The 14,822-nt window shown below is 67.7% G+C and carries 15 protein-coding genes; 10 read left to right on the forward strand and 5 right to left on the reverse strand.

Going from position 1 to position 14,822, the window contains the following annotated elements:
* Positions 1-157: 157 nt before the first annotated feature.
* A complete protein-coding gene (locus tag RCP37_RS02010; protein WP_308485387.1) occupies positions 158-619 on the forward strand; it encodes an NUDIX hydrolase in 462 nt (153 codons plus the stop codon).
* A gap of 48 nt (positions 620-667) precedes the next feature.
* On the opposite strand, the gene thiE is transcribed toward RCP37_RS02010, so the two are convergent.
* Positions 668-1,336 carry a thiamine phosphate synthase gene (gene thiE, locus RCP37_RS02015; protein WP_308485388.1) on the reverse strand — a complete coding sequence of 223 codons (669 nt, stop codon included), beginning with the start codon at positions 1,334-1,336 and terminating at the stop codon, positions 668-670.
* A 61-nt stretch (positions 1,337-1,397) separates the two neighbouring features.
* Here thiE and thiO point away from each other — a divergent pair, with 61 nt between their 5' ends.
* The 7 genes from thiO (at position 1,398) to RCP37_RS02050 (ending at position 8,604) form a co-directional block, all read left to right on the forward strand.
* On the forward strand, positions 1,398-2,414 hold the full coding sequence (gene thiO / locus RCP37_RS02020) for a glycine oxidase ThiO (protein WP_308485389.1): 1,017 nt from the start codon (positions 1,398-1,400) through the stop codon (positions 2,412-2,414).
* Positions 2,411-2,608, forward strand: a complete 198-nt coding sequence (gene thiS, locus RCP37_RS02025) for a sulfur carrier protein ThiS (RefSeq protein WP_046286680.1) — start codon at positions 2,411-2,413, stop codon at positions 2,606-2,608. Before thiO ends, thiS begins: the two co-directional genes overlap by 4 nt.
* On the forward strand, positions 2,601-3,362 hold the full coding sequence (gene thiG, locus RCP37_RS02030) for a thiazole synthase (protein ID WP_308485390.1): 762 nt from the start codon (positions 2,601-2,603) through the stop codon (positions 3,360-3,362). The genes thiS and thiG overlap by 8 nt, the downstream gene beginning before the upstream one ends.
* Before the next feature lie 79 nt (positions 3,363-3,441).
* Entirely contained in the window at positions 3,442-4,200 is a 759-nt protein-coding gene (locus RCP37_RS02035) for an SGNH/GDSL hydrolase family protein (protein WP_308485391.1), read from the forward strand.
* 36 nt (positions 4,201-4,236) lie between these two features.
* Entirely contained in the window at positions 4,237-5,736 is a 1,500-nt protein-coding gene (locus RCP37_RS02040; RefSeq protein ID WP_308485392.1) for a M28 family metallopeptidase, read from the forward strand.
* A complete protein-coding gene (locus RCP37_RS02045; RefSeq protein ID WP_308485393.1) occupies positions 5,733-7,190 on the forward strand; it encodes a M28 family peptidase in 1,458 nt (485 codons plus the stop codon). The genes RCP37_RS02040 and RCP37_RS02045 overlap by 4 nt, the downstream gene beginning before the upstream one ends.
* A 127-nt stretch (positions 7,191-7,317) precedes the next feature.
* Complete coding sequence (locus RCP37_RS02050) at positions 7,318-8,604, forward strand: TetR/AcrR family transcriptional regulator (RefSeq protein WP_308485394.1); 1,287 nt, start codon at positions 7,318-7,320, stop codon at positions 8,602-8,604.
* A 70-nt stretch (positions 8,605-8,674) separates the two neighbouring features.
* Here the strand turns inward: RCP37_RS02050 and RCP37_RS02055 are convergent, their stop codons facing one another.
* Positions 8,675-10,159 (reverse strand): flavin-containing monooxygenase, encoded by a 1,485-nt coding sequence (locus tag RCP37_RS02055; protein ID WP_308485395.1) that lies wholly within the window; start codon positions 10,157-10,159, stop codon positions 8,675-8,677.
* A gap of 106 nt (positions 10,160-10,265) precedes the next feature.
* Here RCP37_RS02055 and RCP37_RS02060 point away from each other — a divergent pair, with 106 nt between their 5' ends.
* Together RCP37_RS02060 and RCP37_RS02065 are read left to right on the forward strand one after the other, a co-directional pair.
* Positions 10,266-10,445: a hypothetical protein gene (locus RCP37_RS02060; protein WP_308485396.1), complete on the forward strand. Its 180-nt coding sequence runs from the start codon at positions 10,266-10,268 to the stop codon at positions 10,443-10,445.
* 94 nt (positions 10,446-10,539) lie between these two features.
* Positions 10,540-11,541 (forward strand): beta-ketoacyl-ACP synthase III, encoded by a 1,002-nt coding sequence (locus RCP37_RS02065; RefSeq protein WP_308485397.1) that lies wholly within the window; start codon positions 10,540-10,542, stop codon positions 11,539-11,541.
* A 2-nt stretch (positions 11,542-11,543) separates the two neighbouring features.
* Here RCP37_RS02065 and RCP37_RS02070 read toward each other — a convergent pair whose 3' ends face one another.
* Genes RCP37_RS02070 through thiC form a run of 3 tightly spaced genes read right to left on the reverse strand, consistent with a single transcriptional unit; the run spans position 11,544 to position 14,706 of the window.
* Positions 11,544-12,155 (reverse strand): alpha/beta hydrolase family protein, encoded by a 612-nt coding sequence (locus RCP37_RS02070; protein WP_373693214.1) that lies wholly within the window; start codon positions 12,153-12,155, stop codon positions 11,544-11,546.
* 11 nt (positions 12,156-12,166) lie between these two features.
* Entirely contained in the window at positions 12,167-13,006 is an 840-nt protein-coding gene (thiD, locus tag RCP37_RS02075; RefSeq protein WP_308487237.1) for a bifunctional hydroxymethylpyrimidine kinase/phosphomethylpyrimidine kinase, read from the reverse strand.
* Between the two features lie 56 nt (positions 13,007-13,062).
* Positions 13,063-14,706, reverse strand: a complete 1,644-nt coding sequence (thiC, locus tag RCP37_RS02080) for a phosphomethylpyrimidine synthase ThiC (protein WP_308485399.1) — start codon at positions 14,704-14,706, stop codon at positions 13,063-13,065.
* Positions 14,707-14,822 lie beyond the last annotated feature (116 nt).

Genomic DNA, 14,822 nt, shown 5'->3' on the forward strand with positions numbered 1-14,822 from the left:
CAGGCTCCATCCCTGCGGCTGATCGCGGCACCAACGATAATAAAGGGATTCTAAGAGCGTGGGTGGTGTCTGCGTGGCCTCTCGCGCCGGTTGGTGTCGAAACCGTCGCGTGATCTCGCCAGAACCGAGACCTTGCTCGTCCCGATACGCTTCCAGCGTGCGTGGTGACGGCGATGGGTGGGCGTTTTCTGATACCGGCGTCCGCTTCTGGGGCCGGCACGGTGCGGCGGGGCTGCTTCTGCGGGCTCCTCGCCCCGATGGCGCGCGCACCGTGCTGCTGCAACATCGCGCTTGGTGGAGTCATCAGGGCGGCACTTGGGCGCTGCCCGGCGGTGCCCGCGACAGCCATGAGACCGCTGAAGAGGCCGCGATCCGCGAGGCGCAGGAGGAGGCCGGTCTGCCCGCCGATCGGATCGTCGTGCGCGCGGCCGTGGTGACCGCGTCGGCCAGCGGCACCAGCTGGACCTACACCACCGTGGTCGCCGACGCCGACGAGCTGCTTCCGGTGGTGCCCAACGGGGAGAGCACCGAACTGCGGTGGGTCGACGAACACGAGGTCGCCGGGCTGCCGCTGCACCCGGGTTTCGCCGCCAGCTGGGAGTTGCTCCGCGGCTTTTGACGCCGGCGGTGATGTCACTGCCTCGGCGCGGTCCGGCTCAGACCACCGCTAAAGCCCAGCCCGCAACGCCGCCGCCGCGGCCCGCGGATCCTCGGCAGCGGTGATCGCCCGCACCACCACCACTCGGCTGGCGCCGGCCTGCACCACCTGCGGCAACCGCTCGATATCGATGCCGCCGATGGCGAACCACGGCTTGGCCTGACGCGTGTCGGCGGCGAATCGCACCAGCTCCAGCCCCGGTGCAGTCCGGCCCGGCTTGGTCGGGGTGGGCCAGCACGGCCCGGTGCAGAAGTAGTCGACCGGCTCGGCCAGGGCCGCGGCAACCTGATCGCGGTCATGGGTCGACCGGCCGATCAGTACCTCGGGCCCGATGATCTCGCGCGCCGCCGGCAGCGGCAGGTCGTCTTGGCCCAGATGCAGCACGTCGGCACCGGCGGCGCGGGCGATGTCGGCGCGGTCATTGACCGCCAGCAGTGCCCCGTGCCGTCGCGCGGCGTCGGCCAGGATCTCCAACGCCGCCAGTTCGCCGCGCGCCTCCAGCGGACCGAACCGCTTTTCGCCCGCAGAACCCTTGTCGCGCAGTTGGATGATGTCGACGCCACCGGCCAGCGCGGCGTCGGCGAACTCGGCCAAGTCGCCGCGTTCCCGGCGGGCATCGGTGCACAGGTAGAGCCGGGCATCAGCGAGTCGGGCGAGACGGTCGGAGCGTTTGTGCACACCGAGACGCTAGCGGCTAGCTTGGTGTGTTGACACGCGAGCAGGTGGAAGGGAGCAGCACATGCCCGGACCCTCGCTCGGTTCGCTGGCCGTGATCGGCGGCGGCGTCATCGGGCTGTCGGTGGCCCGGCAGGCAGCCCGGGCCGGCTGGACGGTGCGGGTGCACCGCACCACCGAATACGGCGCCTCCTGGGTGGCCGGCGGCATGCTCGCCCCACACAGTGAGGGATGGCCAGGCGAAGACCAGCACTTGCGGCTGGGATTGCGCTCCCTTGAGTTGTGGCACGACTTCCTCGACGGGCTGCCGGCCCAGGTTGTCACCGCGCGCGAATCGCTGGTGGTGGCCGCCGACCGGGCCGACGTCGCCGACTTGCGCACCGTCGCCGACTGGCTGTCCGCGCAGGGCCACCCGGTGATCTGGGAGTCCGCCGCCCGTGACATCGAACCCCTGCTGGCCGGCAACATTCGGCACGGTTTCCGGGCCCCCACCGAATTGGCGGTGGACAACCGCGCGGTGGTCACTGCCCTCGTCGAGTCCTGCGAGGAACTCGGCGTCAGCTGGGCCCCGCCGGTGCGGGATCTCGCCGAGGTGGCCACCGACGATGCCGTGGTGATCGCCAACGGCATCGACGCCCCTGCGTTGTGGCCCGGCTTGGCGATCCGGCCGGTCAAGGGGGAGGTGTTGCGGCTGCGCTGGCGCAAAGGCTGCCTGCCGCCCCCGCAGCGGGTGATCCGGGCCCGGGTGCACGGTCGCGCGGTCTACTTGGTGCCGCGTCCCGACGGTGTGGTGGTGGGGGCGACCCAGTACGAGCACGGCCGGGACACTGCGCCGGCGGTCTCCGGGGTGCGTGACCTGCTCGACGACGCCTGCGCGCTGGTTCCGGCGCTGGGGGAGTATGAGCTGGCCGAATGCGCCGCGGGCCTGCGGCCGATGACGCCAGACAACCTGCCGCTGGTGCATCGCCTCGATGAACGGACCTATGTCGCTGCCGGGCATGGCCGCAATGGGTTCCTGCTGGCGCCGTGGACTGCCGAACACGTTGTGTCCGAATTACTTCCGGTTGGAGTGCAGCAATGATCATAAATGTCAACCAGAAGCAGGTGGAAGTGGCTGAGGCGACTACAGTCGCAACGCTGCTGGCCTCTATGGGTTATCCCGACCGCGGTATTGCGGTGGCGGTGGACCAAGCGGTGCTGCCGAAATCGCGTTGGGCCACTGCGTTGTCCGACGGTGCCTGTCTCGATGTGGTGACGGCGGTGCAAGGTGGTTGATGACGCGAAGCTGACCATCGCCGGGCGAGAGTTCAGCTCCCGGCTCATCATGGGAACCGGTGGTGCGCAAAGCCTGACATCGCTGGAAGAGGCCTTGGTGGCATCCGGGACCGAGTTGACCACGGTCGCGATGCGCCGCGTCGACGCCGAAGGTGGAACCGGGATGCTGGATCTGCTGAGTCGGCTCGGCATCACGCCGCTGCCCAACACCGCCGGCTGCCGCAGTGCCGCGGAAGCGGTGCTGACCGCCCAGCTCGCGCGCGAGGCGCTCGGAACCGAATGGGTCAAGCTGGAGGTGATCGGCGACGAGCGCACCCTGCTGCCCGACGGCATCGAATTGGTGCGCGCCGCAGAACAATTGGTCGACGATGGGTTTGTGGTGTTGCCCTACACCAATGACGACCCGGTGCTGGCCCGCCGGCTCGAGGACGTCGGATGTGCGGCCGTCATGCCGCTGGGCTCGCCGATCGGCACCGGGCTGGGCATCGCCAACCCGCACAGCATCGAGATGATCGTCGCCGCCGCCGGGGTTCCGGTGGTGCTCGACGCCGGCATCGGCACCGCCAGCGATGCTGCGCTGGCAATGGAACTGGGCTGCGATGCGGTGCTGCTGGCCACCGCGGTAACGCGGGCGGCCGACCCGCCGGCGATGGCCACGGCCATGGCGGCTGCTGTCACCGCTGGGTATCTGGCTCGGCGCGCCGGGCGAATCCCGAAGCGGTTCTGGGCGCAGGCGTCGAGCCCGGCCCTGTGATGCCCGCCGAGTGTGAACATCGCGACGCCTTGGCGGCGTGTCGCGTCGCCAGATTCACACTCGGCGGAAGTAGTCGAGCGTGAATCGCTATGTCGCCCTCGGGAGTTCGATGGCGGCGGGGCCCGGAATCCGGCCTCGCGTGGCAGGCGCTCCGCGGGCGTCGGGCCGCTCGGCACGCAACTACCCGCACTTGGTCGCCCACGCGCTGAACCTCGATCTGGTTGACGTCACGTTCTCCGGAGCCACGACCGCCCATCTGCTGAGCGAACGCCAACTCGGCGTGCCGCTGCAGATCGACGCCCTCGACGGCTCGGAGTCCCTGGTGACCATCACCATCGGCGGCAACGACGTCGGCTACGTGCCGCTGTTGATGGCCGCGACGCTGCCGGGTGTCTTGCAGCGGCTGCCCGCCGTCGCCGCGCTGCTGGACCCTGGGCAGCGCGAGCGGGCACTCGGTGAGGTCGACGCAGCGCTGCGGGCCGTCGGCGCCGCGGTGCGGGGCCGCGCACCGCAGGCTCGGGTGTTCTTCGTCGACTATCTGACCCTGCTGCCGCCGGCCGGGGTCCGAGCCGGGCGGTTGCCGCAGGACGTCGTGACCCTGGCCCGTCACGTCGCCGACGAGCTGGAGCGCCACACCGCCGCGGCGGCCGCCGCCACCGGCTGTGAGCTCGTCCGCGCCGGCGATGCCAGCAGGGAGCACCATCCATGGTCAGCGCGGCCCTGGACGGTGGGAGCGGGCCTGCCGCTGCCGTGGCGGCCATGGCCCTTTCACCCCAACGCCGCCGGTATGGCCGCGGTCGCCGAGTTGGTCGCTGTGCAGTGGGGCGGCCGGGCCTGACTTCGCATCGGCTGCCCACCCACTAACGTGGGGTCGGTGGACTACAAGTCGAAGTTGATCCCTGCCCTCGGCGCCGTGTTGGTCGGTGCGCTGTTCAGCGCCGGCTGCAGCCGCACCCCGGAAAACACCGAGCAGGGAGCAGATCCCGCCGCGGCCGCTGAATTCGCCAGCAGCCTGCGCGACAAGGTCACCGTCGACGCCATGATGGCCCACCTGCAGAAGCTGCAGGACATTGCCGACGCCAACAACGGCACTCGTGCCATCGGCACGCCGGGCTACGACGCCAGCGTCGAGTACGTGGCCAGCACCCTGCGCGACCACGGCTTCGACGTCCAGACCCCGGAGTTCACCGCGCGGGTGTTCAAGTCCGAGCCGGGCTCGGTGCACCTCGGCGACAAGACAGTCGAAGCTCGCGCGCTGATGTACAGCCTCGGCACCCCGCCCGAGGGAGTCACGGGCCCGCTGGTCGCGGCGCCGGCCGACGACAGCCCCGGCTGCAGCGCCGAAGACTACGAGGGGCTGACGGTCAAAGACGCCGTCGTACTGGTCGACCGCGGCACCTGCCCGTTCAAGGAGAAGATGGCCGTCGCCGTCGAGCTGGGCGCGGTGGCACTGGTGGTGGCCGACAGCGTCGACGAACCGAAAATGGGCGGCACCCTCGGTGAGCAGACCGAGGTCAAGGTTCCGGTCGTGAGCGTGACCAAGGCTGACGGCGCGATGCTGCGCGACGGACACGGGGCGATGACGGTCAAGCTCGACGCGCACACCGACGACATCCCGTCGCGCAATGTGATCGCACAGACTAAGAGCGGATCGACCGAGAACGTGGTCATGCTCGGAGCCCACCTGGACAGCGTTCCGGAAGGCCCGGGTATCAACGACAACGGGTCCGGTGTTGCCGCGGTGCTGGAAACCGCTTTGCAGCTGGGAGATTCGCCCCAGGTGCGTAACTCGGTGCGGTTCGGTTTCTGGGGCGCCGAGGAGCTCGGCCTGATCGGTTCGCGGAAGTACGTCGAGTCGCTCGACGAGGAGCAACTCAAGAACATCGCGCTGTACCTGAACTTCGACATGCTGGGTTCGCCGAATCCCGGCTACTTCACCTACGACGGCGACCAGTCGCTGCCGGCGGACAAGCGCGGCCAGCCGGTGGTGCCGGAAGGTTCGGCCGGCATCGAACGGACCATGGTCGGCTACCTCAAGTCGGCCGGCAAGGAACCGCGCGACACCTCGTTCGACGGCCGCTCCGACTACGACGGGTTCACCCAGGCCGGTATCCCGTCCGGCGGGTTGTTCTCCGGTGCGGAGGTGAAGAAGTCGCCCGAGGAGGCCAAGCTGTGGGGCGGCGCCGCCGATGAGCCCTTCGACCCGAACTATCACCAAAAGGGCGACACCGTACAGAACATCGACCGCGACGAACTGGCCATCAACGGCGGAGGAGTGCCCTATTCCGTCGGGCTGTATGCCCAGGATCTCAGCGGCCGCAACGGGGTCCCGGTGCGCGACGACCGCACCCGCCACATCCTGACCCAGCCATGATCCGTCCGGCGGGAGCCCTGCTGGCCGCTGTCGGCGTACTGGCGGGCTGCTCGCCGGAGCCCGTGCAGCCGCCGCTGTCGAATAGGCTGGCGACCCAGGTCACCGTCGCGGGGATGCTCACGCATCTGCAGCGACTGCAGGAGATTGCCGACACTCACCAACGGAATCGGGCCGACGGCACGCCGGGGTTCGACGCCAGTGCCGACTATGTGGCCAACGCCCTGCGCGACAAGGGTTTCGAGGTGGAGACACCCGAACTCACCCGGTTGGACACCGTCTCGGCCGGCAAACCCACGCTGACCGTGGCCGGGGTTGGCTACCCAGTCGATCAGGCCTCGCTGCTGGTGCGCACCCCGACCGGCGGGGTCAGCGGCCCGGTGGTCCGTCCGACGCGGTCCTCGGGCTGCGCAGCGGCCGACTACCCGCCGAAGGTGCCCCGTGGGGGGATCGCCGTGGTCAGCGACGCAGGCTGCTCGGTCGTGGTGAAGCAGAACGTGGCTGCCGAGCGTGGCGCCGCCGCGCTGGTCGTAGTGAGCCTGCCGAGCCGCAACGGAGCGCCCGCCGGGCTGTTCCCTCCGGAGTACTACGACCAACTCACCATGCCGGTAGCGGTGGCCGGACGCGACGGCGACCAGGCGTTGCGGCGCGCCACCGGGACGGTGCGTCTGGTCCTGGACGGTCACACCGAGAAGGTCACCTCGCGGAATATCTTGGCGCAGACGAAAACCGGTTCGCCGCATGAGGTCGTGATGGTCGGCGCACACCTCGACAGTGCGCGCGGCGGCCCCGGCATCAACGACAACGGCTCGGGGGTGGCGGCGGTGTTGGAGACCGCGCTGCAGCTCGGTCCGGAGCCGGCGGTGGCCAATGCGGTCCGGTTCGCTTTCTGGGGTGCCGAGGAACAACAGCTCGGTGGTTCCAGCGACTACGTCTTCGGACTCGACCGCGACCAACTCAACGACATCGCGCTGTACCTGAACTTCGACATGCTCGCCTCTCCCAACCCCGGTTTCTTCACCTATGACGGAGATCAGTCCGCGCTGCCGAGCCGGGACATCACCCCCGCCGACGTCCCGGTGGGATCGGGCGGTATCGAGCGCACCCTGGCCGGCTACCTCAACCTGGTGGGCGTGCGGCCGGCCGATATGCCGCTCAGCAGCGACACCGACTACAGCCCGTTCGTGGTGGCCGGGGTGCCTATCGGGGGCATCACCACCGGTGCTTCCCAACTCAAGACCACTGCTCAGGCCCGACTGTGGGGTGGCAAGCCCGGAGCGGCGTTCGACCCGAACTACCACGGCCCCGGTGACACGGTCGAACAGATCAATCAGCACGCATTAGCGCTAACCGGTGCGGCGGTGGCGTTCGCAGTGGCAAACTATGCGCAGTCCATCGGCGGTCCCAATGGAGTCCCAGCGCGCGACAAGCGTCACCGGGCTCCGCTGGGGCCGTAGTCCCGCATTGGGCGGACATCCGTACAAGTACAGGCGGGCTCTATATTGAATCCGCTGTAGCCCGTTTACCCAGCTGTGTTAGTAATGCTGTGCACGTGACAGAGCTGGCCTGAGTTGATCGGGGGTGGTGACCTCGCTTGGTGCCACGAACGACCCTGTCGGACGCACCGGTGCCCGCATAAAGCGGCGCCCCAAGGACCGCAAGGCGCAGATCACGCGTGCTGCCGCGGAAACCTTCAGTGCACAGGGCTACCACGCGACCAGCATGGAGGCGATCGCTTCCAAGGTCGGGATCTCCGCGCCGGCGCTGTACCGGCACTATCCCAGCAAGTACGAGATGTTCTCAGTTGTCGTCGGCTCGCTCGGTCAGCAGTTGGTCGACTCGACTGCTTTTGTCGACGAGTTGTCCGATGCTGACCTTGACAGCAACGCGCCGGTGGTGTTGGACCAGGTCGTCGACGGGCTCATCACGTCGTCGATCCTCAACCGCGAGGCCAGCGGGCTGTTCCGGTGGCAGGCTCGCTACCTGCAGTCGGAAGACCAGGCCAAGCTCATGACGCAGATGCACACCGTCGGTGCACGTCTGAAACGGCCGATCAGCGTCATGCGTCCCGAACTGAACTCCTTGGAGCAGTGGACGCTGACGGTAGCGCTGGTCAGTGTCGCCGGCAGCATCATCGGACACCGGCTGCAGCTCCCGGACGACGAGATCAAGCCGTTGCTCATCGACGCGTCACGATCTGTGGTCACCGCGCAGCTGCCCGGAACCGACGACATCGGCGTCAATAGGCCCTCGGTGTGGCGAATCTTCACCCCGGACGCCGGACCCTATGAGGCGCTGTTGAATTCGGCGGTCCTGCTGTTCGGCAAGAAGGGATATGCCGAGACCGGCGTCACCGAGATCGCCGACGCCGTGGGTGTACCGGCGTCCGGCGTGTACCGCTATTTCTCGAGCAAGAGCGACATCTTGACGACGGGTTTGCAGCGCGCCGTGGACCGGATAGCCGGGGAGATGGCGGCTATCGCCGGTGTCTTCGCCGAGCCGGAGGAAGCGCTGCGCCGGTTGATCGAGGCGTATGTGGCCACGGTGTTCGCCAATCCCGAGTTGGCGTCGGTCTATGACACCGAGCGGGTGAACCTGGCACCGGCGGAACGCGAACTGCTGCGTGATTCCGAGCGTGCGTTCATCGAAACCTGGGCCCGACCGCTGATGGCGATCAGGCCGGACCTGGATTCGATGCACGCCAAGTTCTTGGTGCACGCCTTGGCGGCACTTGTGGACGACTTGGGGCGGGTTGCTCGCGGCGGCGAGATTCCGGGTGCTGGGTTTCTGGCCGGGGGACCCGGCTACGCGCAGGCCTGCTTGCGCCGGCTGATGGAGTCCATCGTGTTCGCCGGGGTCAAAGAGAACTGAGGAGACAACGGAACCGCCTGGCTTGCCAGGCGGTTCCAGCTTCGGCTCTCCCGCGTCGAGCCTCGGTTTATCAGGCGATTTCGTAGTCCTCCAGCGGGAAATGTGAGCCGTCGCGCACCGCATTGCGCACCGTGGTGGGCCGCAGCAGGGTCGCTTCGCCGCTGGGGTTGTAGTAGTAGGACCGCGAGGTCGTGCAGTCCCCGGCGTAGAACACCGTGTGATCCAGCCGTTTGGTCATGGCGTCCAGGAACCGGGTGTTGGCGGCCTCGGTGACCTCGAACGTCGTCGCGTTACGCCGCCGCATCTCGCCGAACAGCCGGCCCATGTGCCGCATCTGGTATTCCATGGTGTTGAAGAACGACAGGCCGGAGAACCCGTACGGGCTGGCCAGGCTCAGGAAGTTCGGGAAATACGGCATCGACAGGCCCTGGTAGGCCTGGAACCGGGTCTCCCGCCACCACTTACCCAGGTTGCGCCCGTCCCGCCCGACGATCTCGATAGCCGGGAAGTTTGCCTCCCACAGGTCATAGCCGGTGGCCAGCACCAGGGTGTCGATGACAGTCTTGCGGCCGTCGACGGTGACGATGCCGTCCGGCTCGATCCGCTCGATGCCGGTGGTCTCCAGGTGTACATGCGGCTTGGTGAAGCTGCGGTAGTAGTCGTTGGACCAGCTGGGCCGCTTGCAGCCGATGTCGTAGGTCGGGGTCAGTTTGGCCCGCAGTTCCTTATCGCGGATCTGGGCGAACCGGTGCATCTTGCATGCGTCCATCCCGGCGATCGACAGTCGCCGGAATGCGGGGTAGTTCAACACCGCGGTCACCGTCATGAATTCCAGCAGGTAGTCGCTGATGAAGCGCATCACCCGCTGGGCGAACGGAACCCGGGCGAACACTTTCTGCAGCCACGCTGGGATCCGGAAGTCGATCTTGGGCGCCACCCAGATCGCGGTGCGCTGAAATACGGTCAGGTCGGCGACGGTCTTGGCCAGCTCCGGAATCAGCTGCACCGCGGTTGCGCCGGTGCCGATCTGCCCGACCCGACGGCCGGTGAAGTCGTAGTCGTGGTCCCAGGCAGCGGTGTGCACCACCTTCCCGGCGAAGCTGTCGATCCCGGCGATGTCCGGGTTGCGCGGCTGGGACAGGAAACCGGTGGCGGTGATCAGGAATCGGGCGCTTAGCGTCTTTCCGTCGCCCAGGGCTACCAGCCAGCGCTCGGCGTCCTCATCCCACTGGGCACCGGCGACCGTGGTGTTGAACCGCATGTGGCGGCGCACGTCGTACTTGTCGGCGACGTGCTCGGCGTAGCGCTTGATCTCCTCGCCGCGTGCGAACATCCGCGACCAGTACGGATTCGGCTCGAACCAGTACGCGTAGGTGGTCGACGGGATGTCGACGGCCAGGCCGGGATAGTGATTGACGTGCCACGTTCCGCCTAGATCGCTTTCACGGTCAAGCAGCACGATGTCGTCGTAGCCGAGCTTCTTCAGCTCGATGGCTGCGCCCATGCCACCGAAGCCCGCACCCACGATGACGACGTCGAACTGCTCCATACTCATGAAAATTAAGGTACCTGACCCTCCGGTAACCAGCGAAGCTCCCGAGGCCTCTGCGGATCGGAGACAATGGGGCTTGCACGCTGTTCACGATTGCGGGAGGGCAGCCATGACCAGGCGCGATATTGAAGCCAGCGACGCAGACTTGGCGGGCCAGGCGGTCCCGGCGCTGGAGGCTGACGACGAGACGCCGGGCCCCGAGATCTCCGCCGGTGACCACGCCGACATCGCCGATGTGGTCGAGCAGCATCGGGGTGTTCCTACCGGTGAGGACGACTACGACCGTTGAGGGCTCACCGGTGCGGGGCCGCTCTCCGGCGCCCAAGGAACGTTATGGTTAGGCGCTTTAGTTAGCTGTTGGCCTACCACCGAGAGACGTTTTCTTGAGCGAGATTCGCCATCCTGCGACAACCCGGCCGATCGGTCTGCTCGGGGTAGGCGCCTCTCGCCCGCCGCGGGTGGTTACCAACAACGAGATCTGCCTGCACATCGACTCCTCCGACGAATGGATCCAATCCCGCACCGGAATCAAGACGCGCCGGTTTGCCGAGGAGACCGACACCGTGGCGGGCTTGGCCATCGAGGCCGGCCGCAACGCGCTGTCCCAGGCCGGGCTCGACGGGGCTGCGGTGGATGCGGTGATCGTCGCGACCAGCACCAACTTCCGCCAAACCCCTTCGTGTGCGCCCGCCGTCGCGGTCGCCCTCGGCGCCCACGGCGTGCCTGCCTTCGACGTGGCCACCGGATGCGCGGGGTTCGGCTATGCGCTGGGGGTGGCGGCCGATCTGCTCCGCGGCCGGACTATCAACACCGCGTTGGTCATCGGTTCTGAAGTGCTCTCCCCGACGATCGACATGCAGGACCGCTCGAACTGCTTCATCTTCGGCGACGGAGCGGGCGCGGTCGTCGTCGGCGAGACCCCGGTGCACGGCATCGGCTCGACGGTCTGGGGCAGTGACGGTTCGAACTGTGACGCGATCCGCCAAGACATCGACTGGATCAGCTACACCGAACAGCCGGACGGCCAGCGTCCCTTCCTGAGGATGGACGGCAGCACGGTATTCCGTTGGGCGGCTTACGAAATGAGCGGCGTCGGGAAACGGGCCATCGCGGCAGCCGGGTTGGACGCCCACGACATCGACGTGTTCATTCCGCACCAGGCCAACAGCCGGATCAATGCGCTGATCGCCAAGAGCCTTGAGCTGCGATCCGACATCGTCGTCGCCAATGACATCGAGAACAGTGGCAACACCTCCGCGGCGTCCATCCCGCTGGCGATGGAGCAGCTGCTGTCGGCCGGCCTCGCCAAATCCGGTCAGCTGGCCCTGCTGCTGGGCTACGGTTCGGGCCTGAGTTACGCGGCCAGCGTCGTCGTCCTGCCCTGACCTCAGCCGAGCAGGCGTAGCGCCGCATCGACCGCCAGCACCGGCACGTCCAACATCTTGGATGCCAGATCATGGCGGGCGCCGGTGATCTCGACGACCTCGTGCGGAGCGGGAATCAGCGCGGCGGCAGCGCGAATCTCGGCGCCGGTGCCAAAGCTGTCCGAGCTGCCGTGGGTGAACACCGTCGGTACGCCGATCTGGGGCAGGTGCTCGGTGCGGGCACGCTCGGGCTTCCCCGGCGGGTGCAGCGGATAGGAGAACAGGGTTAGCAGGTCGACCGCAACGTCGCCGGCCGCCACCACCATCGAGGTCTGCCGGCCGCCGTAGGAATGTCCGCCGACGATCAGCGGACCTTCGGCCAGGCCGCGGGCATACTCGATCGCCTCGGTGATGCCCTCCCGGTCGCCGGTGCCCGACCCCGACGGCGGGCCCTTGGGGCGGCGCCGCCGGAACGGCAGGTTGTAGCGGATCGCCAGGAATCCGCGACGCGACCATTCGCCACAAAGACGTTGCAGCATCGGTGAATCGCGGTCGCCGCCGGCGCCGTGCGTCAGCAACACCACGCCGGCGGGGGTGCCGTCTGGGTGGTGCGCCAGCCCGTCCAAGCCGGCGATCTCCTGCAGGCTCACGAGGCGTCCAGCCCCAGCCGGAACAATGGTGAGACGGGGCCGTGGCCGTGGCCCAGCGGGTAGGCGGCACGTAGGCACTCGGTAACCCAGCGCTTGGCGAACGCCACCGCGTCCGGAACGGACAACCCGTGGGCCAGGGCGGCCGCCGAGGCCGCCGCGAGCGTGTCTCCGGCGCCGTGGTCGTCGCCGGTGGCCACCCGCGGCCCAGGGAACTCCAGAAAATCCTTGCCGTCGTAGAGCAGGTCCGGGCTGTGCTCCGCAGAGGGCAGATGCCCGCCCTTGACCAGTGCCCACTGTGGACCCAACGCATGCAGCGCACGTGCGGCCGCACGCTGGGACGCGGCGTCGACCACATCGATACCGACCAGCAACCGTACTTCGTGCAGGTTCGGGGTCACCAGGGTCGCGAGCGGAAAAAGACTGTCGCGCAACGCGTCCAGCGCCGATGACGCCAGCAGTGCGTCACCGTGCATGGACGCCGACACCGGATCGACCACCAACGGGATCGTCAGGCCGAGTTCTCGCCAGGTCGCGGCCACCGCGGTGATGATCTGCGTCGACGCCAGCATCCCGGTCTTGGCGGCCTGGATCCCTATATCGGGCACCACCGCCATGATCTGGGCGGCGACGGCTTCGGCGGGAATCTCATGAAAGCTCTTGACTCCCACGGTGTTCTGCACCGTCACAGCGGTAACCGCGACGCAGGCATGCACCCCGAGCAGCGCACACGTGCGCATGTCGGCCTGAATGCCCGCGCCTCCACCGGAGTCCGAACCGGCAACAGTGAGTACCCGTAGCGGCGTCGCCCCCGGCGGGGCCAGTGGCAGGAAACCCACTGTGCTGGATGAGTGGCGACCCGCTTCGCCCGGCTCCGCCGCGCTTGCGATCACCACTAGGTGGAGATGGGCAGGTACACCCGGTTGCCGTGGTCGGCGAACTCGGCTGACTTCTCCTCCATGCCCTTCTGGATCGCGGCGTCGATGTCGTCCTGGGTCTGCAGGCCGTTCTCGTTGGCGTAGTCGCGCACGTCGTGGCTGATCCGCATCGAGCAGAACTTCGGGCCGCACATCGAGCAGAAGTGCGCGGACTTCGCCGGCTCGGCGGGCAGCGTCTCGTCGTGGTACTCGCGCGCGGTGTCTGGGTCCAGCGACAACGCGAACTGGTCATACCAGCGGAACTCGAAGCGTGCCTTGGACAGTGCGTTGTCGCGATCCTGGGCTCCCGGGTGTCCCTTGGCCAGGTCGGCGGCGTGTGCGGCGATCTTGTAGGCGATCACCCCGTCCTTGACGTCCTTGCGGTCCGGCAGCCCCAGGTGCTCCTTGGGCGTCACGTAGCACAGCATCGCGGTGCCGGCCTGAGCGATGATCGCCGCGCCGATCGCCGAAGTGATGTGGTCGTAGGCCGGCGCGATGTCGGTGGCCAGCGGTCCCAGCGTGTAGAACGGCGCCTCGTCGCACCATTCCTCTTCCAGCCGCACGTTCTCGACGATCTTGTGCATCGGGACGTGGCCCGGGCCCTCGATCATCACCTGCGCGCCGCGGGATTTGGCGATCTTGGTCAGTTCGCCCAGGGTGCGCAGCTCGGCGAACTGGGCTTCGTCGTTGGCGTCGGCAATCGAACCGGGCCGCAGCCCGTCGCCGAGGGAGAACGTGACGTCGTAGCTGGCCAGGATGTCGGCCAGTTCTTCAAAGTTGGTGTACAGGAACGACTCCTGATGCCGTGACAGGCACCATGCCGCCATGATCGAACCGCCGCGCGACACGATGCCGGTGACCCGCTTGGCGGTCAACGGCACATACCGCAACAGCACCCCGGCGTGCACGGTCATGTAATCCACGCCCTGCTCGCACTGCTCGATCACGGTGTCGCGGTAGAGCTCCCAGGTCAGTTTGGTCGGGTCGCCGTTGACCTTCTCCAGTGCCTGATAGATCGGCACGGTCCCGATCGGCACCGGCGAGTTGCGCAGGATCCACTCCCGGGTCTCGTGGATGTCCTTGCCGGTGGACAGGTCCATGACGTTGTCGGCACCCCAGCGGGTGGCCCACACCAGCTTGTCCACCTCTTCGGCGATCGAGCTGGTGACCGCGGAGTTGCCGATGTTGGCGTTGATCTTCACCTTGAACGCCTTGCCGATGATCATCGGCTCGAGCTCGGGGTGGTTGTGGTTGGCCGGGATCACTGCCCGCCCGCGAGCGACCTCGTCGCGGACCAGCTGTGCGTCAACTCCCTCGCGGGCGGCGATGAAGGCCATCTCGGCGGTGATCTCACCGGCCTGGGCGCGCTGCAGTTGGGTGCCGCGATCGGTCACCACACCCGGCCGCGGCGGCAGGCCGCGGTGCAGATCGATCTCGGCATTGGCGTCGGTGTAGGGACCGGAGGTGTCGTAGACGTCGAAGTGCTCACCGGTGGTCAGGTTGATGCGCCGGAACGGCACCTTCATTGTGACGCCGCCGGGAGCTTCGATCTCGCGGTAGGCCTTCTCGCTGTAGGGGATGGGCCCGGTGGTGACCTGCGGCTCCACTGCAACGTCAGTCATAGTTCTTCCTCTCCCTTGCCGGCATGACCCGGTCAGGTTCGTACGGTCGACGGCCCCGGCCGTCCTCTCAGCGCACTGGTTGCGCTCCCGCGGTTTTTGCGATCTGTGCACTGGCG

The sequence above is a fragment of the Mycolicibacter sp. MU0102 genome (assembly GCF_963378105.1).
In the GTDB taxonomy this organism is placed as follows: domain Bacteria; phylum Actinomycetota; class Actinomycetes; order Mycobacteriales; family Mycobacteriaceae; genus Mycobacterium; species Mycobacterium holstebronense.

Coding starts and splice junctions, on each gene's coding strand:
- RCP37_RS02045 (WP_308485393.1), top strand. CDS start 5,733: ATGATCCGTCCGGCGGGAGCCCTGCTGGCCGCTGTCGGCGTACTGGCG.
- thiO (WP_308485389.1), top strand. CDS start 1,398: ATGCCCGGACCCTCGCTCGGTTCGCTGGCCGTGATCGGCGGCGGCGTC.
- thiC (WP_308485399.1), bottom strand. CDS start 14,706: ATGACTGACGTTGCAGTGGAGCCGCAGGTCACCACCGGGCCCATCCCC.
- RCP37_RS02055 (WP_308485395.1), bottom strand. CDS start 10,159: ATGAGTATGGAGCAGTTCGACGTCGTCATCGTGGGTGCGGGCTTCGGT.
- RCP37_RS02060 (WP_308485396.1), top strand. CDS start 10,266: ATGACCAGGCGCGATATTGAAGCCAGCGACGCAGACTTGGCGGGCCAG.
- thiS (WP_046286680.1), top strand. CDS start 2,411: ATGATCATAAATGTCAACCAGAAGCAGGTGGAAGTGGCTGAGGCGACT.